Below are 25,199 nucleotides of genomic sequence, written 5' to 3' on the forward strand. Positions count from 1 at the left end.
CGGCATAGCGTCGACTCAGACCGGAAACCCCGTGTCGCGGCGATACGTCGTCTTTTTCACCTACGTCACGCAACGGCGCGCGACAGGAGCCAGAGGACATGCAGACCAAGCTGGACGAAGCCAAGGCCGAGCTGCTCGCACGGGCTGCCCAGGTAGCTGACAACAGCCCGGGCGGTGGTGTCGGTGGCCCGGGCGGTACCCCCCGGGTGCACGTCGCGGCCAACGGCGCCGACGACGGCACGGGGGCCGGGCAGGAGCGCCCGGGCCAGGACGTACTGCTCGCCTATCTCCAGCGCTACTACCTCCACACCGCTCCGGAGGACGTCGCCGGCCGGGATCCGGTCGACGTCTTCGGCGCCGCTTCCTCCCACTACCGTCTCGCCGAGAACCGGCCACAGGGCACGGCCAACGTCCGGGTGCACACCCCGACCGTCGAGGAGAACGGCTGGACCTGCAGCCACTCCGTCGTCGAGGTCGTCACCGACGACATGCCGTTCCTGGTCGACTCCGTCACCAACGAACTGTCCCGTCAGGGCCGCGGCATCCACGTCGTGATCCACCCGCAGGTCATCGTCCGCCGTGATGTGACCGGCAAGCTGATCGAGGTCCTCACCGAGGGCGTCGGCATCTCGACGGGCCCCCAGACCGGCCGCAAGAACGCCAAGGGGGCGAAGGACGCCAAGGCGGAGCTGCCGCACGACGCGCTCGTCGAGTCCTGGATCCACGTCGAGATCGACCGCGAGACCGACCGCGCCGACCTCAAGCAGATCCAGGCCGACCTGCTGCGTGTCCTGTCCGACGTACGGGAGACCGTCGAGGACTGGGAGAAGATGCGGGACGCCGCGCTGCGCATCGCTGACGACCTGCCCGGCGAACCGCTCGACGACCTCGCCGACGACGAGGTGAACGAGGCGAGGGAGCTGCTGCGCTGGCTCGCCGCCGACCACTTCACCTTCCTCGGCTACCGCGAGTACGAACTGACGGACACCGACGCGCTGGCCGCCGTGCCCGGCACCGGCCTCGGTATCCTGCGCTCCGACCCGCACCACAGCGAGGACGAGGCGCACCCGGTCAGCCCCTCCTTCGACCGGCTGCCCGCCGACGCCCGCGCCAAGGCCCGCGAGCACAAGCTCCTCATCCTGACCAAGGCCAACAGCCGGGCGACCGTGCACCGCCCCAGCTACCTCGACTACGTCGGCGTGAAGAAGTTCGACGCCGAGGGCAACGTCATCGGCGAGCGCCGCTTCCTCGGCCTGTTCTCGTCCGCCGCCTACACCGAGTCCGTTCGCCGGGTGCCGGTCGTCCGCCGCAAGGTCGCCGAGGTGCTGGAGGGCGCGGGCTTCTCGTACAACAGCCATGACGGCCGCGACCTGCTGCAGATCCTGGAGACGTACCCCCGCGACGAGCTCTTCCAGACGCCGCCCGACCAGCTGCGCTCCATCGTCACCTCGGTGCTCTACCTCCAGGAGCGGCGCCGGCTGCGTCTCTACCTGCGCCAGGACGAGTACGGGCGCTACTACTCCGCGATCGTCTACCTGCCGCGCGACCGCTACACCACCGGTGTGCGCCTGCGGCTGATCGACATCCTGAAGGAGGAGCTGAACGGCACCAGCGTCGACTTCACCGCCTGGAACACCGAGTCGATCCTCTCCCGGCTGCACTTCGTCGTCCGTGTCGCCCCCGGCAGCGAGCTGGTGGGCCTGACCGACGCCGAGGCCGACCGCATCGAGGCCAGGCTCGTCGAGGCCGCCCGTTCCTGGGCCGACGGCTTCCAGGAGGCACTGGGCGCGGAATGCGGCGAGGAACGCGCGGCCGAGCTGCTGCGTCACTACGGCCATTCGTTCCCCGAGGGCTACAAGGCCGACCACTCGCCGCGTTCTGCCGTCGCCGACCTGGTCCACCTCGAAGCCCTCAAGCAGGACGAGAAGGACTTCGCCCTCAGCCTGTACGAACCGGTCGGCGCCGCCCCCGGCGAGCGCCGGTTCAAGATCTACCGGACCGGTGAGCAGGTCTCCCTGTCCGCCGTCCTCCCGGCGCTCCAGCGGCTCGGTGTCGAGGTCGTCGACGAGCGGCCGTACGAGCTGCGCTGCGCCGACCGTACGCACGCCTGGATCTACGACTTCGGGCTGCGCATGCCGCAGGCCACGTCCAACGGCGGGTACCTGGCCGACGACGCCCGCGAACGGTTCCAGGAGGCCTTCGCCGCCGTGTGGACCGGCGAGGCGGAGAACGACGGCTTCAACGCACTGGTGCTGAGCGCCGGTCTGAACTGGCGGCAGGCCATGGTGCTGCGCGCCTACGCCAAGTACCTGCGCCAGGCCGGATCCACGTTCAGCCAGGACTACATGGAGAGCACTCTCCAGAACAACGTCCACACCACCCGGCTCCTGGTCTCGCTCTTCGAGGCCCGGATGGCGCCGGAGCGCCAGAGCGCCGGCACGGAGCTGACCGACGGCCTCCTCGAGGAGCTCGACGGCGCCCTGGACCAGGTCGCCTCGCTCGACGAGGACCGGATCCTGCGGTCCTTCCTCACCGTCATCAAGGCCACGCTGCGCACCAACTTCTTCCAGCGCGCGGACAGCGGCAAGCCGCACGGCTACGTGTCGATGAAGTTCGACCCGCAGTCCATCCCGGACCTCCCGGCGCCCCGGCCGGCGTTCGAGATCTGGGTCTACTCGCCGCGCGTCGAAGGTGTCCACCTGCGCTTCGGCAAGGTCGCCCGCGGTGGTCTGCGCTGGTCGGACCGGCGCGAGGACTTCCGTACGGAGATCCTCGGCCTCGTCAAGGCGCAGATGGTCAAGAACACCGTCATCGTGCCGGTCGGCGCGAAGGGCGGCTTCGTCGCCAAGCAGCTGCCCGACCCGGCCGTCGACCGTGACGCCTGGATGGCCGAGGGCATCGCCTCGTACCGCACCTTCATCTCGGCGCTGCTCGACATCACCGACAACATGGTCGCCGGCGAGGTCGTGCCGCCCAAGGACGTCGTCCGGCACGACGAGGACGACACCTACCTCGTCGTCGCCGCCGACAAGGGCACCGCGAAGTTCTCCGACATCGCCAACGAGGTCGCCGTCGCCTACGGCTTCTGGCTCGGGGACGCGTTCGCCTCCGGCGGTTCGGCCGGTTACGACCACAAGGGCATGGGCATCACGGCCCGCGGCGCCTGGGAGTCCGTCAAGCGGCACTTCCGGGAGCTCGGTCACGACACGCAGACCGAGGACTTCACCGTCGTCGGCGTCGGCGACATGTCGGGCGACGTGTTCGGCAACGGGATGCTGCTCTCCGAACACATCCGGCTCGTCGCGGCCTTCGACCACCGGCACATCTTCATCGACCCCAAGCCCGACGCCGCGACCTCGTACGCCGAGCGTCGCCGCCTCTTCGACCTGCCGCGCAGCTCCTGGGCCGACTACGACAAGCAGCTGATCTCCGCGGGCGGTGGCATCCACCCGCGCAGCGCCAAGTCCATTCCGGTCAACGCACACATGCGCGAGGCGCTCGGCATCGAGGCAGGGGTCACCAAGATGACGCCCGCCGACCTGATGCAGGCCATCCTCAAGGCCCCCGTCGACCTGGCGTGGAACGGCGGCATCGGGACGTACATCAAGTCCTCCGCCGAGTCGAACGCGGACGTCGGGGACAAGGCCAACGACGCCATCCGCGTCAACGGCGAGGACCTGCGCGCCAAGGTCGTCGGCGAGGGCGGCAACCTCGGGGCCACCCAGCTCGGCCGTATCGAGTTCGCCCGTACCGGCGGCCGGATCAACACCGACGCGATCGACAACAGCGCCGGTGTGGACACCTCCGACCACGAGGTGAACATCAAGATCCTGCTCAACGGCCTGGTGCGGGACGGTGACATGACGGTTAAGCAGCGCAACAAGCTGCTCGCCGAGATGACCGACGAGATCGGCCGCCTGGTGCTGCGCAACAACTACGCGCAGAACACCGCACTCTCCAACTCGGTGGCCCAGGCGCCCTCCCTGCTCCACGCCCAGCAGCGCTTCATGCGCAGGCTGGGCCGTGACGGGTATCTCGACCGGGCCCTGGAGTTCCTGCCCACCGACCGGCAGATCCGTGAACTGCTGAACGCCGGCAAGGGGCTCAGCCAGCCCGAGCTGGCCGTACTGCTCGCCTACACGAAGATCACGGCGGCGCAGGAACTGATCGGGACGAACCTGCCGGACGACCCGCATCTGCAGAAGCTGCTGCACGCCTACTTCCCGCAGCAGCTGCGCGAGCGCTTCCCGGACGCGGTCGACGGGCACGCGCTGCGGCGCGAGATCATCACCACGGTCCTGGTGAACGACACGGTGAACAGCGGTGGTTCGACCTTCCTGCACCGGCTGCGGGAAGAGACCGGTGCCTCGATCGCGGAGATCGTACGGGCCCAGTTCGCGGCCCGGGAGATCTTCGGCCTCGGCGAGGTGTGGGACGCCGTCGAGGAGCTCGACAACAAGGTCTCCGCCGAGGTGCAGACCCGGATCCGGCTGCACTCGCGCCGGCTCGTCGAGCGCGGTTCGCGCTGGCTGCTCGGCAACCGGCCGCAGCCGCTGGAGATCGCCGGGACGATCGACTTCTTCCGCGAAGGGGTCGAGCAGGTCTGGGCCGAGCTGCCCAAGATGCTGATGGGCGCGGACCAGGAGTGGTACCAGGGCATTCTGGACGAGCTCACCGAGGCGGGTGTCCCGGACGCGCTCGCGCAGCGTGTCGCCGGATTCTCGTCGGCCTTCCCGGCGCTCGACATCGTGGCGATCGCCGACCGCACGGGCAAGGACCCGCTGTCCGTCGCCGAGGTGTACTACGACCTCGCGGACCGGCTGGGCATCACCCAGCTGATGGACCGGATCATCGAGTTGCCGCGGGCGGACCGCTGGCAGTCGATGGCCCGTGCCTCCATCCGCGAGGACCTGTACGCGGCCCACGCGGCGCTCACGGCCGACGTGCTGAGCGCGGGCAACGGGTCCTCCTCGCCGCAGGAGCGGTTCGAGGCTTGGGAGGAGACGAACGCGGCGATCCTGTCGCGCTCGCGCTCCACGCTGGAGGAGATCCAGGGGTCGGACGCGTTCGACCTGGCGAACCTGTCGGTGGCGATGCGGACGATGCGGACCTTGCTGCGTACGCACGCGTAGGCGGTGGCCCGGGGGAGGCGGCTGCCGGGTGCGTCCCGGTGGCCGCCTCGCCCTCGATCGCCGGACGGGCCGGACGGCCGGACGGGCCGGATCGCCGGACGGGCCGGAAGGTGCGGCCCGTCCGGGGCTCGGGCTCTGTCCTCGATCGCCGGCCGGGCTTGAGGGCGGGCTGGGATGCCGGGGCCGGGCTTGAGATGTCCCGGGCCGGGCTTGGGATGCCGACGCCGGGCAGCGGCTATTTCTTGCCGGTGAACTTCTCGTAGGCCGCCACGACTTCCTTGGCCGGGCCGTCCATCCGCAGGGTTCCCGCCTCCAGCCAGATCGCCCGGTCGCAGGTCTCGGTGATCGACTTGTTGTGGTGGCTGACCAGGAAGACCGTGCCGGCCTGTTCGCGCAGCTCGATGATCCGTTCCTTGCTGCGCCGCTGGAAGCGGGCATCGCCCGTGGAGAGCGCCTCGTCGATCAGCAGGACGTCGTGGTCCTTGGCCGCGGCGATCGAGAAGCGCAGCCGCGCGCCCATGCCCGAGGAGTACGTGCGCATCGGCAGGGTGATGAAGTCACCCTTCTCGTTGATGCCGGAGAAGTCCACGATGCCGGCGTAGCGTGCGCGGATCTCCTCGCGGCTCATGCCCATCGCGAGTCCGCCGAGCACGACGTTGCGCTCGCCGGTCAGATCGCTCATCAGCGCCGCGTTCACCCCGAGCAGCGAGGGCTGGCCCCGGGTGTGGACGCGGCCCTTCGTGGCGGGCAGCAGACCGGCGATCGCCTTGAGCAGGGTCGACTTCCCCGAGCCGTTGGAGCCGATCAGCCCGATCGCCTCTCCCTTGTACGCGGCGAAGCTGACCCCCTTCACGGCGTGCACCTCGCGCACCCCCGGGGTCTGCCGGCGCGAGACGATCCTGCTCAGGGCCGAGGTGGCGCTGCCCTTGCCGGTGCGGGCGCCGTTGACCTTGTACGTGATGTGGACGTCGTCGACGACGACCGTCGGTACCGCGGAATCCGTGCTCTCAGCCACGTCCGTAACTCTCCTCGGCCTGCCAGAAGTAGAGGAACCCGCCCACGCCGCACACCAGTGCCCAGCCGGTGGCGACGGCCCACACGTGCGGAGGAAGCTGTGCGCCGTGGAAGCTGTCGATGAGGGCGAATCGCATCAGGTCGATGTAGACGGCGGCGGGATTGATCTCCAGCGCCAGCTTCGCCAGGTACGGGACCCGGTCGCCCGCCAGGCTCGTGTCGAGGCTCCACATGACGCCCGAGGCGTACATCCAGGTGCGCAGGATGAAGGGCATCAGCTGGGCGATGTCCGGGGTCCGGGCGGCCAGCCGGGCGAAGACCATCGAGACACCGGTGTTGAACACGGCCTGCAGGCCCAGGGCCGGCACGGCCAGCAGCCAGGAGGTCTGCGGGTACTGGCCGAAGGTCAGCAGGATCAGCACCAGCGCGGCCAGTGAGAAGAGCAGCTGCTGGAGCTGTTGCAGCGCCAGGGCGATCGGCAGCGAGGCCCGCGGGAAGTGCAGTGCCCGTACGAGGCCGATGTTGCCGCTGATCGCGCGGGTGCCCGCGGTGATCGAGTTGCTGGTGAAGGTCCAGATGAAGACACCCGTGACCAGGAACGGGACGAAGTCGCTGACGCCCTGCTTCGTCTTCATCAGGACGCCGAAGATGAAGTAGTAGACCGTCGCGTTGAGCAGCGGCGTCATGATCTGCCAGATCTGGCCGAGTTTCGCCTGGCTGTACTGGGCGGTCAGCTTGGCCGTGGCGAAGGCGGTGATGAAGTGCCGCCGCCCCCACAGCTGCCGGACGTACACCGGGAGGGCCGGGCGGGCTCCGCTCACGGTCAGCCCGTGGCGGGCGGCGAGGGCGGCGAGCTCGCCGGGGGCGTGGAGGGGCGGGAAGACGGACGGCAGGGCGTCCGCCGGGGCCGGGGCTGTTGTCTGGCTCACCACGATCGCTTTCGAGGGAAGGCGGGCAGGGCGGGAAATGCTCGGCACTGCGACGGAACGGGACCGTATCGTCGCAACGCCGAGGGTAGGACGTGTCGACGTCGCTACGCAACCGTTTCGTCGTCGCGGACTATGATTCGGCCATGACCACCGACCCGGGAAGCCGCCGCCGTGTCCCTGCCGGAGCCGCTGTGCTGCGCGAGGACGTGACCGACGCGATCCGCAGCGCGGTCTTCGAGGAGCTGGCCGCTGTCGGCTTCGCCCGGATGTCCATCGAGGGCATCGCCCGGCGGGCCGGTGTCGGGAAGACCGCGGTCTACCGACGCTGGAAGTCCAAGCTGCACCTGGTCCTGGACCTGGTCTCGGCCGTCGCCGTGCAGGGCATGCCGGCCCCGGCCACCGGTTCGCTGTACGGGGACGTCCGCGCCGTGCTCGAACTGGCCGCCTACGCGCTCCGCCATCCGCTCGCCTCCCAGGTCATCCCCGACCTCCTGGTCGAGGCGGCCCGCAACCCGGAGATCTCCGCCACCATCAAGGCCGCCCTGCTCGATCCGCATCAGGGCATCGCCGCCGTGGTCGTCCGGGACGCCGTCGCGCGCGGGGAACTGCCGCGGGACAGCGACCCGGACCGCGCACTCGACCTGATCGTCGGGCCCCTCTACTGGCGGCTCGCGGTCGTCAGGGGCGAACTTCCCGCGGGCTACCTGGACGACCTGGCGGCCTCGGCCGTGGCCGCCCTCACCCGCTGACCGGGGCCGCGGCCTGGGCAGGGCAGGGGCTGCGGCACGGCGTGTCGGCGACCGGCGTCAGCATCGCGCCCCCGACATCACTCTTTGGGGACCGTAACCGGTGACCCCCGGCCGTTCACGGGGTTGAGCCATACGGATAGCCAGGCCCCCGATGAACGGACGTGCTCGCCATGCCGCCACGGCTCAGTGTCGTTGTCCCCGTCTACAACGTGGAACCCTTCCTGACGGACTGCCTGAAGTCCCTCGCGGAACAGTCCGTCACCGACCTCGAAGTGGTGATGGTCGACGACGGGTCCACCGACGGCAGTGCCGCCCTGGCCGCCGATTTCGCCGCACAGGACGACCGCTTCCGGCTGGTCAGCCAGAAGAACGGCGGACTGGGGCACGCCCGCAACACCGGCGTCCGCAACTGTGACCCGGAGAGCCGTTACCTCGCCTTCGTCGACAGCGACGACGTCGTCCCGCCGCGGGCGTACGAACTGCTGGTCGGCGCCCTGGAGCAGACGGGCTCGGACATCGCGTCCGGTAACGTGCTGCGGCTACGGGCCGACGGCAGGCTCCAGCAGTCACCCATGTTCCGGGCGCCCATGGCGACCACGCGGCTGCGCACCCACATCTCCCGCGACCGGGAACTCGCGGGAGACCGGATCGCCTGCAACAAGGTCTTCCGCCGCTCCTTCTGGGACGAGCACGGCTTCGCCTTTCCCGTCGGCGCGCTCTACGAGGACATCCCGGTGGTGCTGCCCGCCCACTTCCTGGCCGGTTCCGTCGACATCGTGAAGGACCCCGTCTACCACTGGCGGGACCGCCCGGGCTCGATCACCGCGGGCCGGGCCGTCGTCCGCGGCATCCGCGACCGGGTCGCGCACGTACAGGGCGTCTGCGCCTTCCTGGAGGAGAACCGCACGGCCGCCGACAAGAGCCACTACGAGGCACACGTCCTCGCCAACGACCTCTGGTACTTCATGGAGGTCCTGCCCGACGGCGACGACGAGTACCGGGACGCCTTCCTGGCGCACACCAACGCCTTCATCGACCAGGTCGACCCGACGGTGCTCGACCGGCTTCCGCTGAGGCTGCGGCTGATGTGGCACCTGGTGCGCGAGCGCCGCACGGACGAACTGCTGGCCCTGCTCGACTTCGACAAGCGCGAGCCCGGCGCGTTCGTCGTACGCGGGGTGCGCCGTCGGCGGGCCGTCCACCCGGCGCTGACCCGGCCGGTGCCGGGCCGGGTGCTGCGCGTCGGTGAACGCGATCTGCCGCTGGTCGCCCGGTTGCGAGAGGTCAGCTGGCGGGACGGCAAGCTGCACCTGAAGGGGTACGCGTACGTCCGCAACCTGCCCGTCGCCTCGGTCCCCTCTGAATTCCGGGCCGGCTGGCTGCGGGCCGGCGGGCGGCAGGTGGTGCCGCTCCGGCTGCGCAGGACCGGTGAGCCGGAGGCGACCGCGCGCTCCCGGCAGAGTCTGCACGACTACGACCGCTCGGGCTTCGAGGCGGTTCTGGACCCGGCCAGGCTCCGTCTCCCCGCCGAGGGCGGGCCCGGCCACGTCGCCTGGCGCCTGGAACTCGGCGTCGCGAGGAACGGGCTCCTGCGGCGCTCCGCGCCTACCACCGCGGAGGCCCCCGTGGCGCCGCCCGTGCACCGGCCGGACGGCGACCACCGGATCGTGCCGGTCTTCGACGCCGACCGCCTGGTCCTGCACGCCGAGCGGATCGACGCACGCTTCGAGACGCACCGCGCGGGCGAGTCGGCCGACGGGGCGGCCGCCGTCGTCGTCGACGGCATGCTCCGGAACCGGCTCGGTGGCCAGGAGCTGCGGCTGAGCCTCACCCACCGCTCCTCCGGCGCCGCCTTCGACTGCCCGGTGACGGTGCACGACGACACCACGCCCTCGGCGAAGGGCTGGCGGCGCTTCACGGCCGCGATCCCGCTCACCGCGCTCCTCGATGCCCGGCCGGCATCCACACAGGGGCGGTCGGGCATCCCGTACAGCGTCCATCTCATCGGCCCGGGCGGCCGGCGCACTCCCATCGATGTGCCGGGTCCCGTCCTGCCCGGCCGCTACCCGCTCGCACCGGCGGGCGACGAGCCCCGCGAGCTCGGCCTCAACGTGAGCGCGCGCGGCAATCTGCTGATCAGCGACCGCCCCGTCCAGCCCGCCGTCGAACTGGCCGCCTGGACGCAGGACGGGAAGCTGCTCCTGGAGGGCACCTTCCCGGACGACCCCGGGCGCCCGGTCGAGCTGGTGGCCCGGCACAGCGGCCACCACGAGGAGGTGGTCTTCCCCGTCGCGTTCACCGGACCGCAGGACGAGCGGCGGTTCACGGCCGAGCTGCGGCCGGGCGCTGTCGAGACGTGCGGGGGCGGCGAGCTGCCGCTGGGGGAGGGGAACTGGTACTTCTTCCTCCGCGAGAAGGGCGCCGCCGACGAGACCCGTGACGCGGCCCTGCGCCTCCCGGCCGCCGTCCATCACACCCTGCCCGCGGCCCGCACGCTGGCGGGCCGCGAGTACGTCGTCGAACGGCGCTTCCACGACCAGCTCCTGCTGAGCTGCGCGCCCCCGCTCGACGCAGCGGAGCGGGGCCCCCGTGCCCGGCGGCTGCTCAGCGCGGCCTACGCGGCACAGCGCACCGCGGCGCTGCGCGAGACCGTGCTGTTCAGCAGCTTCGACGGCCGGCAGTACTCGGACTCACCGCGGGCCGTGCACGAGGAGCTGATCCGGCGGGGGACCGGCGCGGAGCATCTGTGGGTCGTGCGCGACCGGCAGGCACGCATCCCGGCCGGGGCCACCGCTGTGGAGTACGGCTCGGCCGCCTGGCACGAGGCACTGGCCCGCAGCCGGCACATCGTCACCAACACCCAGCTGCCCGAGTGGTTCGAACGGCGCGAGGGCCAGACCGTCGTCCAGACCTGGCACGGGACCCCGCTCAAGCGCATCGGCCTCGACCTCGCCGGGACCGCCCAGGCGAACCGCGCCTACATCGCCACCCTCGAACAGCGTGCCCGCCAGTGGAGCTTCCTGGTCTCCCCCAACACGTACGCGACCCCCGTGCTGCGCCGGTCCTTCGGCTACGAGGGTGAGGTCCTGGAGTGCGGTTACCCGCGCAACGACCTCTTTCACGCCCCGGACCGGACCAAGGTCGCCGCCGCGGTACGGGAGACCCTCCAGATCCCCGAGGGCAAGCGGGTCGTGCTCTACGCACCGACCTGGCGCGAGGACCGGCCGAGCAACCGAGGCCGCTACACCATGGACCTGCGGCTCGACCTCGCCGCGGCCGAGCGGGAACTGGGCGCGGACACCGTGCTGCTGGTGCGCCGTCACTACCTGGTCACCGACCGGCTCCCGGACAGCGGCACAGGCTTCGTCCGCGATGTCTCGCGCTACCCGGAGGCCGGCGAGCTGATGCTGATCAGCGACGTGCTGGTGACCGACTACTCCTCGATGATGTTCGACTTCGCGCAGACCGGTCGCCCGATGCTCTTCCACACCTACGACCTGGAGCACTACCGCGACACGTTGCGCGGATTCGCCTTCGACTTCGAAGCGCGGGCACCCGGCCCCCTGATCCCGGACTCGGCGGATCTCGTCGAGGCCCTGCGCGACCCGGCCCGGGCGACCGCGGGACACGCGGGAGCGTACGAGGCCTTCCGGCAGGACTTCTGCGACCTCGACGACGGCCGCGCAGCCGCGCGGGTGGCCGACCGGATGCTGTAGCCCGCACCCTCCTGCCCTGCCGCACCCGGACGGGAAGGACGCGGGGTGAACTGCGGGGTGACGTGGCGGTGAACCCGAATTGACGCACAGCCCGTCCGAACTGCGTGAACCTTTCGAGTGATTCGGAGAACGTGGCGTTTGCACGGACGCGCAGGGAATCCGTGCCGTCAGCCGAATAAGTATGTTCATCGGTGCGTTGCATAGCGACGTCGGGTTGCTACGTTCTGTTTTCATGGGTATCCGAATGTGGTGCGAGACCTGGGATGTGCGACGGGCCAGAGCCGCTGTACTTGTTGCCGCGGCGGTCGGCCTTCTCACTCGCACGGTCATCGCGGCGAATGTTCCGGGCCCCGCCGACGTGCGCTTCTTCCAGGGGTTCGCCAAGGCCATCGCCGTGCACGGACCCATTCGAATCTATGAGCAGCCGCTGCCCGGACTGCCCGTCTACAACCACCCGCCGCTGGCGGGCTGGATGCTGCTCGGCCTGAACAGTCTTTCGGAATTCGGGACTTCGTTCGCCACGCTGATCAGATGGCCCGCGTCGATCGCCGATTTCCTCTGCGTCCTGCTCGTGTTCGAAATCGTCCGCAGACGCGCCCCGCTGCGCACCGCGGTGCTGTGCGGGACCGGCGTGGCCGTCAGCCCCGTGCTGATCGCCACGTCCGGCTACCACGGCAACACCGACTCGGTCGCCGTCATGTTCGCCCTGGCCGCCGCCCACCTGCTCGCCGACCGCAAGTCCCCGCTCGCCGCGGGCGTGGCCGCGGCCCTCTCGATCAGCGTCAAGTTCATCCCCGTCGTGGTGATCCCGGCGCTCCTCGTCGCCGCGCTGCGGGGCGGCCGGCCGGTGCTGGTCCGCTTCGCCGCCGGGTTCGCCGCCGTGTTCGCGCTCGTGTGGGGGCCGGTCCTGGCCACCGTTCCGCAGGACCTCCAGCGCAACGTGCTGGAGTACGCGGGCGGCAGCTACCGCTTCTGGGGGCTGGTCCGCTTCGCCGACCTGTCCGGCCTGCCGGAACCCGTCATCGCGTTCATGCAGGGCGGCGGTCACTTCCTCTTCGTCCTGCTGTGCGTGGCCGCCGGGGCCCGGCTCGCGTGGCTCCGGCCCGCACAGCTGCCGGGCGTGGTCGCCGTGACGCTGGGACTGCTGCTCCTGCTGTCCACCGCCTCCGGCCTTCAGTACCTGACCTGGGCGGCGGCCGGAATGTTCGTCCTCGGGGCCTGGGAGGGGTTCGCGTACAACGCCGTGCTCGGACTGACGGCCGCCCTCGGATACAGCGGACGCTCCGCCGTGCGCTGGAGCGAGCCGGTGCTGTACCTGGGCGCCGCCGGCTGGCTCGTCCTCGCGGCCGGACTGGCCACCGGCGTGCACCGCCTGCTCGCCCCACAGCCCGGTGGGGGCCCGGCCGGCCGCACCGGCCAGGAGCAACCCACCGTTTCCCGTCCCTCCCAGCCCTCCGGCTCCGCCGTCACCTGACCGCGACGCCGGAGCGGCACCCGCCAACGTCCCCTCCCCGACCCCAGCCACGAGCACCGAGCGCAACTGGAGAACGCCCCGTGAAGGAAAGCCCGAGCCCCAGGATCGGCATCCTGGTGGTCGCGTACAACGCGGAGACCACGCTGGAGAAGACCCTCGACCGGATTCCGGAGGATTTCCGGTCCCGGGTCGACGAGATTCTGATTCTCGACGACGCGAGTCATGACGCGACCTTCACCGCCGGCTGCCGCTGGTCGCAGGCCGAGGGAATGCCGCGGACCGTGGTGATGCGGCACACCAAGAACCTCGGATACGGCGGAAACCAGAAAGCCGGATACGCGCTGGCGGCCGCGCACGGACTCGACATCATCGTGCTGCTGCACGGCGACGGACAGTACGCCCCCGAATTGCTGCCCGAAATGGTCGCACCGATCGAACGCGGTGAATGCGAAGCCGTTTTCGGGTCACGGATGATGAAATCCGGCAGCGCCCTCAAGGGTGGCATGCCGATGTACAAGTGGCTGGGCAACCGCATTCTCACCCGGCTGGAGAACGGGCTGCTCGGATCGAAGCTCACCGAATTCCACTCCGGTTACCGGGCCTACAGCGTCGAGGCGCTGAAGAAGCTGCCCATCGACCGGAACACGGACGCGTTCGACTTCGACACCCAGATCATCGTCCAGCTGCTGAACGCGGGAATGCGGATCAAGGAGATCCCGGTCCCCACGTACTACGGGGACGAGATCTGCTACGTCAACGGCATGAAGTACGCGAAGGACGTGGTCAAGGACGTCCTCGAATACCGGCTGGCGGTGAAAGGGTTCGGCACCTGTGCCTGGATCCCCAAGCCCGTGGAGTACGCCTTCAAGGAGGGTGACGGCTCCTCGCACGCCGTCATTCTGGAGAAGATGCGGAAGATGCCCCCCGGCCGGGTCCTGGACCTCGGCTGTTCCGGCGGGCTGTTCGCGCAGCGCCTCGAAGCGCTCGGCCACGAGGTGACCGGGGTGGACTACGTCGAGGTCCCCGGGGTGCGCGAGAAGTGCACCCACTTCCATCTCGCCAACCTGGAGGAGGGGCTGCCGGCCGAGATCGGCACCGGCTTCGACTACGTCGTGGCCGGAGACGTCATCGAGCACCTCTCCCGGCCCGAGCGGGTGCTCCGGGAAGTCGCCGGCGTGCTGCGGCCGGGCGGCGAGGTGCTGCTCTCCGTGCCCAACTTCAGCCACTGGTACTCACGGCTGCGGGTCGCGCTCGGGGCGTTCGACTACGACCGCAGGGGCATCCTCGACGAGACGCATCTGCGTTTCTTCACCCGGGCCAGTCTGCGCCGCACCGTACGCGCCGCGGGCTACGACGTCCTGGACATCGCCTCGACCGGGGCGCCGTTCTGGTCGCTCCTGGGCCGCGGGCCGCTCGCCGCCGTACTCGGCGGGCTGTCGAGGCTGCTGACCCGGATCCGGCCGACGCTGTTCGGCTATCAGCACGTCGCACTGCTCACCCCGCATGCGGCCGAAACGATCATCGCTGGAGAGCACGTCGATGTACAGGACATCCTCAACCGACAGTACGTCCCCGCCGACCGGGTCGGCGTCTGAGGCGACGATCCCCGAACCCACCCCCGCCCCGGCATCCGAGTCCCGGGCCTCCGCCGTCAGGAGCAAGGCCTTGACCCTCCCCAGTCTGATCCTGCTGCTGTTCGCCGTGTTCTCGTCGGCGGGTGGCCAGATCATGCTCAAGCACGGGATGAAGGGTGCCGTCGCGACCGCCGGGCGGGACGGCGGCTCGGTTGCGCTGCGTGCGGCCACCAGCCCGTGGGTCGTCCTCGGCCTCGTGGTCTTCGCGGTGTCCGCCCTCGCCTGGATGTCGACGCTGGCCAAGGTCCCGCTCTCCATCGCCTATCCGTTCAACGCCCTCGGCTACCTGCTGATCGTGGGGGCCGGGGCGACGGTGCTGCACGAGCGGACCTCGATGTGGACCTGGGGCGGCTCGCTGCTCGTGGTGATCGGCCTCGCCACGGTCATGGCGGGTCAGCAACGCTGAGCCCGCGCATGCCGAAGGGCCCGCCACCCGGTGGCGGGCCCTTCGGCATGCGCGGGCTCAGGCCGTCGTGGGCTCCTCGCCCAGCAGCACCCGGCGCACCACGCGCTCGGCGGCCCGGCCGTCGTCGTACGGGCAGAAGCGTGCCCTGAAGGCCGTCAGGAGCTCCCTGTTCTCCGGGCTGTCCCAGCTGCCGTCGTTGAAGATCCGCGCCAGCTCGTCCGTGGTCGTCGCCACGGCCCCCGGGGTCTCGCCGGGCCTGCCGGAGAGCAGGTCGAAGACGACGCCGCGCACCGTGCGGTACGTCTCCCAGTCCGGGGCGTGCACGACGATCGGGCGGTTCAGGTGCGCGTAGTCGAACATCACCGACGAATAGTCCGTGACCAGCGCGTCGGCCGCCAGACACAGGTCCTCGATCCGCGGGTGGTCGCTGACGTCGATGACCGACGGGCTCGTGGGCAGCCCCGCGCCTCCGTAGAAGTAGTGCGCGCGCACCATGACCACGGTGTCCGGGCCGACGGACGCGCAGAACCGTTCCAGGTCCAGGCGGCTGGTGTAGGCGGCCTCGTAGTCGCGGTGGGTCGGTGCGTACAGCAGGGCGCGCTGTCCGGGGCGGATACCCAGACCCTCGCGGACCGCCCGGATCTGTTCGGGGGTCGCCGACGCGAGGACGTCGTTGCGCGGGTACCCCGTCTCCAGGCTCCGCGCCGCACCCGGGTAGGCGCGGGCCCAGACCTCGGTGGAATGGGGATTGGCGGAGACGCTCCAGTCCCACCGGTCGACCCGCTTGAGCAGCCGGTCGAAGTTCAGCCCCTGGGCCGCCGCCGGATAGTCCTGCTGGTCCAGGCCCATGATCTTCAGCGGGGTCCCGTGGTGTGTCATCACATGGACCTGGCCGGGCCGCTTGACCACGTGGTCGGGGAAGTTGACGTTGTTGAAGAAGTACGTGGCGCGGGCCATCGTCGCCCAGTAGCGGCGGGTCCCGGGCACCACGTGGTCGATGCCCTCCGGGACCGAGTCCACCTGGTTCTTCGAGACGACCCACACCCCGCGCACCCCCGGCGCCAGCTCCCGGGCCTTGCGGAAGACGGCCTCCGGATTGCAGCTGACCCCGCGGTTCCAGTACGCGGCGTAGACGGCGAGCCCGCGGTCCAGCGGGAGCTTGCGCTGCCACCAGTAGTAGCGCCTGCTCAGGCTGCGCTTGGCCCGGTCCCGCAGGGCGTCCGGCGCCGCCCGCAGCCCGCGGCGCAGGGCCAGGGCCGTGTCGAGGGCACCGAGCGCGGTGTACCGGCCGCCACCGATCAGCCGGGGACGCAGCCCGCGCGCCCCGCCCGCGAAGCGGTGCCCGGCGGGCCGGTACGTGCGGTGGAAGGCGGCGACGGAGCGTACGTACCTCCTGCGCCGTCGCGTGACCGTCGCATAGCCGGACAGCAGCTCCTGGACGGCCCGCTCGAACAGGAGCGGCTGCACGTCGAGCAGCCGGGGGCGCTCGCGGAGGAACTCCATCAGCCCGGCGTACGCGTCGACGAGGTCGGTGGATGCCGTGTCCGGCGTCGTCCCGTCGTCGAGGCCCGGCAGGTAACGCTGCTGGCGGTGTTCGACGCACGCGGTGGGAAGGACGGCCACGGACTCGGCGGCGGCGACGGTCTGGAGCGCGTAGATGCGCTCCCCGTGCCGTCCGGGCCCGAAGGCCAGCTTCTCGCCCTCGTGCAGGGCGCGGCGCACGGCCCGGTTCCAGGACACCGGGGCGATGTCGAGGAGCGCGGACTGTCCCGTCGCGGCAAGGGGGCCGTCGGAGAGCTCGCCCAGCCGCTCCAGCGACCTGCTGGGCCGGGACCGCCCGCGGAACGGCCGCTTGTGATGGCCGAACAGCAGCAGATCGGGGTCCCCAGCGGCCTCGAGCCGGCCGGCCACGGTACCCAGCGCGCCCGGCAGGAGGACGAAGTGCGCATCGAGGAACAGCAGGTAGTCCCCGACGGCCCGCTCGGCTCCGGCGTTGCGGCATCCGTCCGGACCCGCGCCGTCCGGGAGGTGGATCGCCTGTACCCGGGCGTCCCGGGCGGCGAACTCGTCGAGCAGCAGCCCCGATCCGTCCGGCGCCCCGTCGGCGACACCGATCACCTCGATGTCCGTGAACGGCTGGGAGAGCACCGACTCCAGGCATTCGCGCAGACTTCCCCGGGCGCGGCGGACGGGGATGATGACACTCAGGCGGGGCATACGGACTCTTTCTCGGACACGGGCGTACGGAACGACGGGGCCGGGACGCAGTGCGCACAGGGCCGCGCGTCGACGTGGAGGCGGGTACTCCGTAAACGCCCGATGGAGTGACAGGGTTACGCACAACCCTGTCGGCCACGCGAAACGCCAACGGGGGCATCCCTGTTGGAGTAATCAGAGATGCCCCCGGTTGACGTACCGGTGTGCGATTCGCCGAGAGCTGCGGCTATTTGACCGCGCCCGCCATCACGCCCGAGACGAACTGGCGCTGGAAGGCGAAGAACACCGCGAGCGGGATCACCATCGACACGAAGGCGCCGGGCGCCAGTACGTCGATGTTGTTGCCGAACTGCCGCACCTGCTGCTGGAGCGCCACGGTGATCGGCGGGGAGTCGGAGCCCGCGAAGATCAGTGCGACCAGCATGTCGTTCCACACCCAGAGGAACTGGAAGATCCCGAGCGAGGCGATCGCCGGTCCGCCCAGCGGCATCACGACCCGGGTGAAGAGCCGGATCTCGCCCGCCCCGTCGAGCCGCGCCGCTTCCAGCAGTTCGCGCGGGATCTCCGCGAAGAAGTTGCGCAGCAGGAAGATCGCGAAGGGCAGACCGAAGGCCGTGTGGAAGATGATCACGCCGAAGGTCGTCTCGAAGATCCCGACCGCGCCGAAGAGCTTGGAGACCGGGATCAGGGCGACCTGCACCGGGACCACCAGCAGCCCCACGACCACCAGGAACCACCAGTCGCGGCCCGGGAACTCCATCCAGGCGAAGGCGTATCCGGCGAGCGAGCCGATCACCACGACCAGGACCGTCGACGGGACGGTGATCATGACCGTGCTGAACAGGGAGTCGGTGATGGTCGAATTGTCCAGCAGCCGGGAATAGTTGTCGAAGGTCAGCTCGGAGGGGGCGGTGAAGATCTTCCACCAGCCGGTCGCCGCGATCCTGTCCGCGCTGCGCAGCGAGGAGAGGAACAGTCCGACCGTCGGCATCAGCCAGAACAGGGCCACCAGGATCAGGACGACCCGCATCACTCCGCCGCCGGCCAGGGCCGCGATCCTTGAGCCGAGGGACCGTCCGGTCCTGGCCGCGGAGGCGCCCGGGGCGTCGCCCGCCCCGGCGGGCGGGGCCGTGGTCGAGGGTGTCGTCATCGGCGCCCCTCCTTCCGTATCCGCCTGATGTTGAAGAGCATCACCGGGACCACCAGCAGCAGCAGGAGTACGGCGATGGCGCTGCCGATCCCCAGGTCCGCGTCCGTGCCGAACGAGGACCGGTAGAGCTGGAGCGCCAGGACGTTCGCGTCGTCCTGCGAGGATCCCGGCGCGATGATGAAGACGAGGTCGAAGACCTTCAGGACGTTGATCATCAACGTCACCAGCACCACCGCGAGGACCGGCGCGAGCATCGGTACGGTGATCCGGCGGAACACCTGCCACTCGTTGGCCCCGTCCACCCGGGCCGCCTCCAGTAGTTCACGCGGCAGACCCGCCAGGCCGGCCGCGATCAGCACCATGGCGAAGCCCGCCCACATCCAGACGTAGCTCCCGATGATGCCGGGGGTCACGAACGACGGACCGAGCCAGTCCACCCCGTTGTACGGCTCCTTGAAGTTCGAGGCCGGGAGGCGGAGTTCGGCCCCGTCCGCGGAGGCGGGCAGGGTGAAGACGCCGTCGGCGCCCGCTGTGGCGGAGGCGACCACCTTGCCGTCCTTGACGGCCTCCACCTTGATGCCCTTGAGCCCGAGCTCCTTGGCGTCGATGACGTTGGGCTTGCCACCGCCGCCCTTGGTGAAGTCCAGCCACGCGGTGCCGGTGATCTTCCCGTCCCCCCCTGTCTGCGGGGCGCGGGCCGGCTTCGCGTCCGTGGGCATCTTCGCGGGCAGCACTCCGACCAGCGGCAACTGGACCGGCTCCCCGGCCCGCACCGGCTCCTTCGTCACGAAGGAGCCGCCGCCCGCGGCCTTCAGCGGATGGACGGGCAGCGGATGTGCCTTGGGGAAGCCCGCCGACTCGGCGAACGTGTCGTGCACACCCACCCAGACGGCGTTGGCGACCCCGCGCTCCGGTGCCGCGTCGTACACCAGCCGGAAGATGATGCCGGCCGCGAGCATCGAGATCGCCATCGGCATGAAGACGATCAGCTTGAACGCCGTGCCCCAGCGGATCCGCTCGGTCAGCACCGCGAAGATCAGGCCGAGAGCGGTGGCGACCGTCGGTGCGAAGACCACCCAGATCGCGTTGTTCTTGACCGCCGTACGGATGGTGTCGTCCGTGAACAGCGCCTTGTAGTTGTCGAAGCCGGCGAATCCGGTGCCCGCCTGGTCGAAGAACGACCGGTAGACGGAGTACACGATCGGATACACCACGAGCGCGCCGAGCAGCACCAGCGCGGGCAGCAGGAAGAGCGCCGCGATGATCCTGCGGGTACCGGTCACGCTCCTGCTGCTGGGCACCTTGCGCAGGGGCGGCTCCCCGGGCACGGGCTTCCTGGGGGCGGGCACCGAAGTCCCGCCGGACGGTTGCGTGTCGGCGGGGAGCGCCTCGTCGGCGCCCCCCGCTGCGGCTGTCGTCATCGCGTCAGCTCTTGTACGCCTTGGCCGCGTCGGACTCCAGTTTCGCCTGGGTCCCCGCGATGTCCTTCGGGTTCTTCAGGAAGTCCTGGAGGGTCTTCCACTCGCCCTTCCCCGGCGTCCCGCCGAACGACTGCGGAGCCTGGTCGGACATGTCGAACCGGACGGCGTCACCGGCCGCGATCAGCGCCTTCGCCATCGTGCGCTGTACCTCGTTGGGGTACGCGGCGGCGTCCAGGGCCTTGTTCGGCGAGATGAACCCGCCCTGCTCGGCCCAGATCTTCGCCGCGTCGGTGGAGGCCAGCCAGGTCAGCAGGGCCTGGGCGCCCTTGCCGTCCTTCAGGGCCACCGCCGCGTCGCCGCCGGTCACCACGGGCGACTCGGCGCCGACCGCCGGGAACGGGAAGACCTTGGCGTCCGTGCCGATCTTGGCCTTCGTCTGCGCGATGTTGATGCCGACGAAGTCGCCCTCGAAGACCATGGCGCCCTTGGGCTGGTCACCGCCGGTGAAGGTCTGGGTGACCGAGGCCGGGAACTCCGTCTGCAGTGCGCCGTCGGCGCCGCCCGCGATCAGGGAGGGCTTGCCGAACAACTGCCCCAGCGTGGTCAGGGCGTCCTTGACGGACGGGTCCGTCCACTTGATCTTGTGCTGGGCCAGCTGGTCGTACTTCTCCGGGCCGGCCTGGGACAGGTAGACGTTCTCGAACCAGTCGGTCAGCGTCCAGCCGTCCGCGCCGCCGACCGAGACCGGGGTGACCCCCGAGGCGGACACCGTCTCCGCGGTCGCCAGGAAGTCCTTCCAGGTCTTCGGCTCGGATGCGCCCGCGTTCTCGAACGCCTTGGCGTTGTACCAGATCAAGGACTTGTTGGCGGCCTTGAAGTACACGCCGTACTGGGCGCCGTCGACCGCGCCGAGGTCCTGCCACACCTGGGAGTAGTTCTTGGCGAGCTGGGCCTTCGCCTCCGCCCCGACCGGCTTGGCCCACTTCTTCTCGACGGCCTGCTGAATGGCGCCGACCTGCGGGATCATCGCCACGTCCGGCGGCTGACCGCCCGCGATCTTCGTACCGAGGAAGTTCACGATCGGGTCCTGCGCCGGGACGAACGTCACCGTTGCGCCCGTGCGCTTCTCGAACTCCTTGAGGACCTTGACGAAGTTGGCCTGCTCGGGCCCGGTCCAGACCGCGGCGACCGAGATCTTCTCGCCGTCCAGTTTCGGTAATACGACGCTCGACGTGCTGTCGGCCCCCTTGGAGGAGCCACCCTCGTCCTTCGCGTCCTTCTTGCCGTCACCGTCGTCGCTGCAGCCGGTGAGGGCCAGTGCGCCGATGGCGGTGAACACCATGGCGGCCCTGCGAATCCGAAGCGTTGTGCGCATCCCTGCCCCGTCTCTCCTGTGCGCGTGCACGGAGCGGCACCGGCGGACTTCCGACGGCGCCGCTCATTTATCACGTCGTCCTGTGCGCACAGTCCTACGCCCGGTATCCGGGCGCCGCAATACCGCCAGTGGGCCCAACTCCTTGATCGTAATGGGCTCGTGACGTGAGGTCAGGGCAGGTATGGGGCGATTGAGGACGGCGGGTACGACCCGGTGGGCCCGCAGGCGCTCACGGGTGCGTGGGTGCCAGCGGGGGGAGGGGCTCGGCGTTCACCGAACGGGCCGCCCGCTCCAGCGCACTGGCCAGCAGCGCCAGGTCGGTGGGCCCGTTGCCCAGCTCGCGGACCGGGCGACGGGTGGGAGGATCGCCCATCCGCTCCCACTCCAGCGGCACGACCGTGGGCCGCAGCGTCGCCGTACGCGGAATGCGGCCGGTCACCCGGCCGCCCTGGAACGGCGTCACCCGCCCGTCGGGATGCCCCAGCCGCCCGCGGCCCGGCGACGGCTCGTCCGGCGACGGCGGCACGGCGGGCGGATCCAGTACGACGCGCAGCCGCGCCCCGCGGGCCAGTTCGGTGTCCTCCGTGCGGTCCGGGCGGGCGGATGCCGCCACCAGGTGGATGCCGAGCCGCCCGCCGTCCCTGGCCACGGCCTCCAGCGCCCGGACGACCGAACCCGCGGCCGGCCGGCCCGGGCTGCCCAGCGCGGGGGCTATCAGCGCGTCGTAGTCGTCGACGAGCACGACGAGCCTGGGCAGCGGCGAGGGGCCCGGGTCCGCAGCCCTGGCCGAGGCGGGCCGCAGCCGCAAGGTGCCGCTCAGCGCGGACTCGACGTCGCCGCGCTGCTCGGACGGCCCGGCGGGACGCTGTCCGACCATCCGCTGCGCCACCTCGTGCCGGCTGTGCCAGTCGGCGAAGCCGAGCCCGCCGAGGAGCTCGGCCCGCCTCTTCACCTCACCGCCGAGAGCCTGGGCGAACTCCCGCATCCGGACCGGATCGGAGGCCACCAGGTGCGTGAAGGCGTGCGGGAGTTCGGTGCAGGGGAGCAGACTCTCCCCGCGCTCGCCGCCTGCCCCGTCGACCAGCAGGAGACCCAGCCGGTCGGGCCGGTCGGCGGCGGCCAGCGACGCGGCGACCGCCCTCAGCAGTTCCGTACGCCCGCTGCCGAGGGGCCCCTCGATGAGCAGGTGCGGCCCCTCCTCGGAGAGGTCCACGCTCACCGGGCCCCGGGGCCCGGCCCCGAGCACCACGACAGGCCGCCCCGCCGCCCCGGCCGGCAGGCCCGCGACGGAGGCGGCCCGGGGACCGGACGCCCGCCCGGACTCGGCACCGCGCGCGACGACCTGGGGAGCGTCACCCTGGCGCGGCCCGCTGACCCGGCTCGAGGACCGCCCGGATCCGGCGCTGCGCAGACTGTCGGCGCCCTGGACGTCTCCGGCCCCGCCCCAGGAGCGGGTGTCCGAACCCGGCAGGGTGCGGGAACTCGGCGTGCCCCCCGGCCCACCGTCGTAACGCTGCGCCCCCACACGGGGGTACGGCGTGCGGCCGGAGCCCGGGGCATCGGCGGTTCCCGGGTACGGGGTGCGGCCGGAGCCGCGGGATTCGGGGTACGGGGTGCGGCCGGAGCCCGGCCCGTCGTACGCGTCGCCGGGGGCACGGCGCGGTACACCGGCGTGGGTGTCGTTGCTGTTACTGCCGGGGTAGGGCGTGCGCCCCGAGCCGCGGGATTCGGGGTACGGGGTGCGGCCGGATGCGTGGTCGTCCGCTGCGCCGGGGTACGGGGTGCGGCCCGAGCCCTGGGGGCGGCCGTCGTCGTCCGCGCCCCGTGGGGCGCCGGGGCGCGATGGGTCGGCGGCCGTGCGCTGGGTGCCGACGCGGGGGCCGGGGCCGCCCGGTCGGGCGGTGCGGGCCGAGCCGCGGGCGTCGTCGTCGGCGGCTTCCCTGCCGCCGGTCCAGCTGCCCGCTCCGCGGACCGTCGCCCCCGGCTGTTCGTCCGCCGCCGAGGCCCAGCGGGCCATCAGTGAGGCCGGCGTGGCGCGGGCCAGGCCCAGCTCGTCCAGGAGGCGTGCGGACGGCGGGAGCGCCACCGATGCGCGGTGGCCCGGCAGCGCGTTCGAACCCTCGGCCCGCAGGGGAGCCAGTGCCCGGGCGAACCGCTCCGCCCAGTGTGCCGACACCGCGTCCACCGCGGCCACCGTGCCGTGGCCGGCCGCACGGCCGCCCGCGGTGCGCAGCAGCCGCAGGGCTGTTGCCACATCACCGCTGAGCATGGCCACGGCCCCGCACTCCCGGAAGGCGATCGAGGCATGGCACGCCGCCTCGTACGTCGCGGCGACCGGAGAGGTGGGGGTGGCTGCCGGGGTCTCCGCCAGACAGATCAGATGGATGCCCGCCGCCGCACCGGCCGCGGCCAGCCGTGCGGTGTTCTCCCGCAGCACCGCGGAACCGGGGTCGCCGTCGACGACCACCACGGTGAACGGACCTTCGTAGTGACGGGCGGCCTCGGCGACCGTGCCGGGATCGAGGCTCGCCCAGCCGGGGCCGAGCGGGCCCTCGTCCAGCCGGCGCACCAGCTCCGTCGTCCGGGCGACCGCCTGCTCACGGTCGTACGCCAGCAACAAGCGGCAGTCCTGACCGTGCATCGGCCGCAGATGCGGCAGCCAGCCGAGCCAGGCCCACTCCCGGCGCCGCTCGTCCGCGCCGCGTGCCCGGTCCGTGCTGATCAGCACGATCTCCAGATCGGCGGGGGAGTGCAGGGCGGCCAGCTGGGCCACGGCGGAGCGGGCGAGCCCCGCCAGCCGTTCCCGCGGGCCGGCGAGCCCGAGCGAACCGGCCTCCCGCAGACCCACCGTCACCGGCACGGCGGGCAGATCCGCCCGGTCGGTCGTGCCCAGCCGGACCACCAGCGCCTCCGGGTGCGCGGTGTCGCGCTCCCACAGCCGGGGCCCCGGGCCGAGCGCGGTCAGCAGGACGGTGGCCGGATCCGGCCAGGTGCCCTCGGGGGCCGTGGGCAGGGCGGTGAACGTCGCGGCGGGGTCCGGGGGGCCGGCCTCGTCGGTCGCGCTCTCGTGCACCGGATCGGCCTTGCCGCCCGCGAGCCGTCGGGCCCAGGCGCCTATGCCACTACGCCGGGGCGCCCCGTCGTCAGGCACCCGGCCCGTACGCCCGGAGCCGGAGTGCGGCCGCGCCGGGGCCGGACTGTCGGGGCCCGACGAGGGCTCGTGCTCATGGGAGGCGTCCGGCCCGCCGCGCTCCTCCGGTGTGTCGTAGGCGGGTCCGTACGCGTGGTCCGGGGCCGCCGGGGCGGCCGGTGCCCGGGCCACCCGCAGATGGCCCTCGCCGTCCGGCGCCGTATCCAGCGCCGGCGTCCGCGCACCGGAGGTGAGCCGGAGCGTCGACTCACCGAGGCGGAGCAGCGCGCCGGGACTCAGCCGGACCGGACGGTCGCGGACGTCCGTGCCGTCCAGCGAGGTGCCGTTGGTGGAACCGAGGTCGGCGACGGAGACCCGGCCCTCCGGGGAGACCGTCACCGCGCAGTGCAGCCGGGACACGTCGGGGTCGTCGAGCGGGACGTCGGCGTCGGCCGAGCGGCCGATCCGGATCTGCCCGCCGTGCAGCAGGTGGACCCCGCCCGCGTCCGGCCCCGCGATCACGTGCAGTTGGGCAGGGACGGCGTCGTCCGGCGTCTCGTCCTCGCCCGGGACCTGGAGCGAGAGCACCGCCCCGTCGATCAGGGGCGGCTCCCCGAGCGCGCACCGCTGCGCGTCGAGCCTCTCCCGTCCGGCGAACAGCACCACCGCGCCGCTGCCGAGAGAGCCGTCGGGCCCGGAGACGGAGGCGGCCAGGTGGGACGCCACGGCGGCCAGCGCCGTCCCCGCGGGGGCGGTCACCAGCACGTCGCAGGCGCGCGCCGGGGTCTGGCCGCTGCGCGGCGCGAGGACGGTCAGCCGGATCTGCATCGCGTCAGCGGTCCCTTCTGCGCG

The 25,199-nt window shown here is 71.4% G+C and carries 13 protein-coding genes; 6 read left to right on the forward strand and 7 right to left on the reverse strand.

Annotation, left to right across the window (positions count from 1 at the left end; genetic code table 11):
* The first annotated feature begins 98 nt into the window (after window positions 1-98).
* Window positions 99-5,132: an NAD-glutamate dehydrogenase gene (locus ABZ434_RS11240; RefSeq protein WP_359134247.1), complete on the forward strand. Its 5,034-nt coding sequence runs from the start codon at window positions 99-101 to the stop codon at window positions 5,130-5,132.
* Window positions 5,133-5,367: 235 nt separating this feature from the next.
* Here the strand turns inward: ABZ434_RS11240 and ABZ434_RS11245 are convergent, their stop codons facing one another.
* On the reverse strand, window positions 5,368-6,147 hold the full coding sequence (locus ABZ434_RS11245) for an ABC transporter ATP-binding protein (protein WP_359134249.1): 780 nt from the start codon (window positions 6,145-6,147) through the stop codon (window positions 5,368-5,370).
* The gene (locus ABZ434_RS11250) at window positions 6,140-7,078 is read right to left on the reverse strand and encodes an ABC transporter permease (protein ID WP_359134251.1); all 939 of its coding nucleotides are present in this window, start codon (window positions 7,076-7,078) and stop codon (window positions 6,140-6,142) included. Before ABZ434_RS11250 ends, ABZ434_RS11245 begins: the two co-directional genes overlap by 8 nt.
* A 140-nt stretch (window positions 7,079-7,218) precedes the next feature.
* On the opposite strand from ABZ434_RS11250, the gene ABZ434_RS11255 reads away from it, so the two are divergent.
* From ABZ434_RS11255 to ABZ434_RS11275, 5 genes are all read left to right on the forward strand, one after another.
* A complete protein-coding gene (locus ABZ434_RS11255; protein WP_359134253.1) occupies window positions 7,219-7,824 on the forward strand; it encodes a TetR/AcrR family transcriptional regulator in 606 nt (201 codons plus the stop codon).
* Between the two features lie 170 nt (window positions 7,825-7,994).
* The gene (locus ABZ434_RS11260; protein WP_359134558.1) at window positions 7,995-11,540 is read left to right on the forward strand and encodes a CDP-glycerol glycerophosphotransferase family protein; all 3,546 of its coding nucleotides are present in this window, start codon (window positions 7,995-7,997) and stop codon (window positions 11,538-11,540) included.
* Window positions 11,541-11,772: 232 nt separating this feature from the next.
* Entirely contained in the window at window positions 11,773-13,014 is a 1,242-nt protein-coding gene (locus ABZ434_RS11265) for a glycosyltransferase family 39 protein (protein ID WP_359134255.1), read from the forward strand.
* Window positions 13,015-13,094: 80 nt separating this feature from the next.
* Window positions 13,095-14,609, forward strand: a complete 1,515-nt coding sequence (locus ABZ434_RS11270) for a bifunctional glycosyltransferase/class I SAM-dependent methyltransferase (protein WP_359134257.1) — start codon at window positions 13,095-13,097, stop codon at window positions 14,607-14,609.
* Between the two features lie 70 nt (window positions 14,610-14,679).
* Window positions 14,680-15,054, forward strand: a complete 375-nt coding sequence (locus ABZ434_RS11275; protein ID WP_236064105.1) for a hypothetical protein — start codon at window positions 14,680-14,682, stop codon at window positions 15,052-15,054.
* 57 nt (window positions 15,055-15,111) lie between these two features.
* On the opposite strand, the gene ABZ434_RS11280 is transcribed toward ABZ434_RS11275, so the two are convergent.
* The 5 genes from ABZ434_RS11280 to ABZ434_RS11300 all read right to left on the reverse strand — a co-directional run bounded on the left by ABZ434_RS11280 (window position 15,112) and on the right by ABZ434_RS11300 (window position 25,175).
* Window positions 15,112-17,271 (reverse strand): bifunctional glycosyltransferase family 2 protein/CDP-glycerol:glycerophosphate glycerophosphotransferase, encoded by a 2,160-nt coding sequence (locus tag ABZ434_RS11280; RefSeq protein WP_359134260.1) that lies wholly within the window; start codon window positions 17,269-17,271, stop codon window positions 15,112-15,114.
* A gap of 226 nt (window positions 17,272-17,497) precedes the next feature.
* Entirely contained in the window at window positions 17,498-18,421 is a 924-nt protein-coding gene (locus tag ABZ434_RS11285) for a carbohydrate ABC transporter permease (protein ID WP_359134262.1), read from the reverse strand.
* On the reverse strand, window positions 18,418-19,704 hold the full coding sequence (locus ABZ434_RS11290) for a sugar ABC transporter permease (RefSeq protein WP_359134560.1): 1,287 nt from the start codon (window positions 19,702-19,704) through the stop codon (window positions 18,418-18,420). Before ABZ434_RS11290 ends, ABZ434_RS11285 begins: the two co-directional genes overlap by 4 nt.
* A gap of 142 nt (window positions 19,705-19,846) precedes the next feature.
* A complete protein-coding gene (locus ABZ434_RS11295; RefSeq protein ID WP_359134264.1) occupies window positions 19,847-21,217 on the reverse strand; it encodes an ABC transporter substrate-binding protein in 1,371 nt (456 codons plus the stop codon).
* A 229-nt stretch (window positions 21,218-21,446) separates the two neighbouring features.
* Window positions 21,447-25,175, reverse strand: a complete 3,729-nt coding sequence (locus ABZ434_RS11300) for an FHA domain-containing protein (RefSeq protein ID WP_359134266.1) — start codon at window positions 25,173-25,175, stop codon at window positions 21,447-21,449.
* Between the last annotated feature and the right edge of the window lie 24 nt (window positions 25,176-25,199).

The organism is Streptomyces sp. NPDC005761 (assembly GCF_040630635.1).
In the GTDB taxonomy this organism is placed as follows: Bacteria; Actinomycetota; Actinomycetes; order Streptomycetales; family Streptomycetaceae; genus Streptomyces.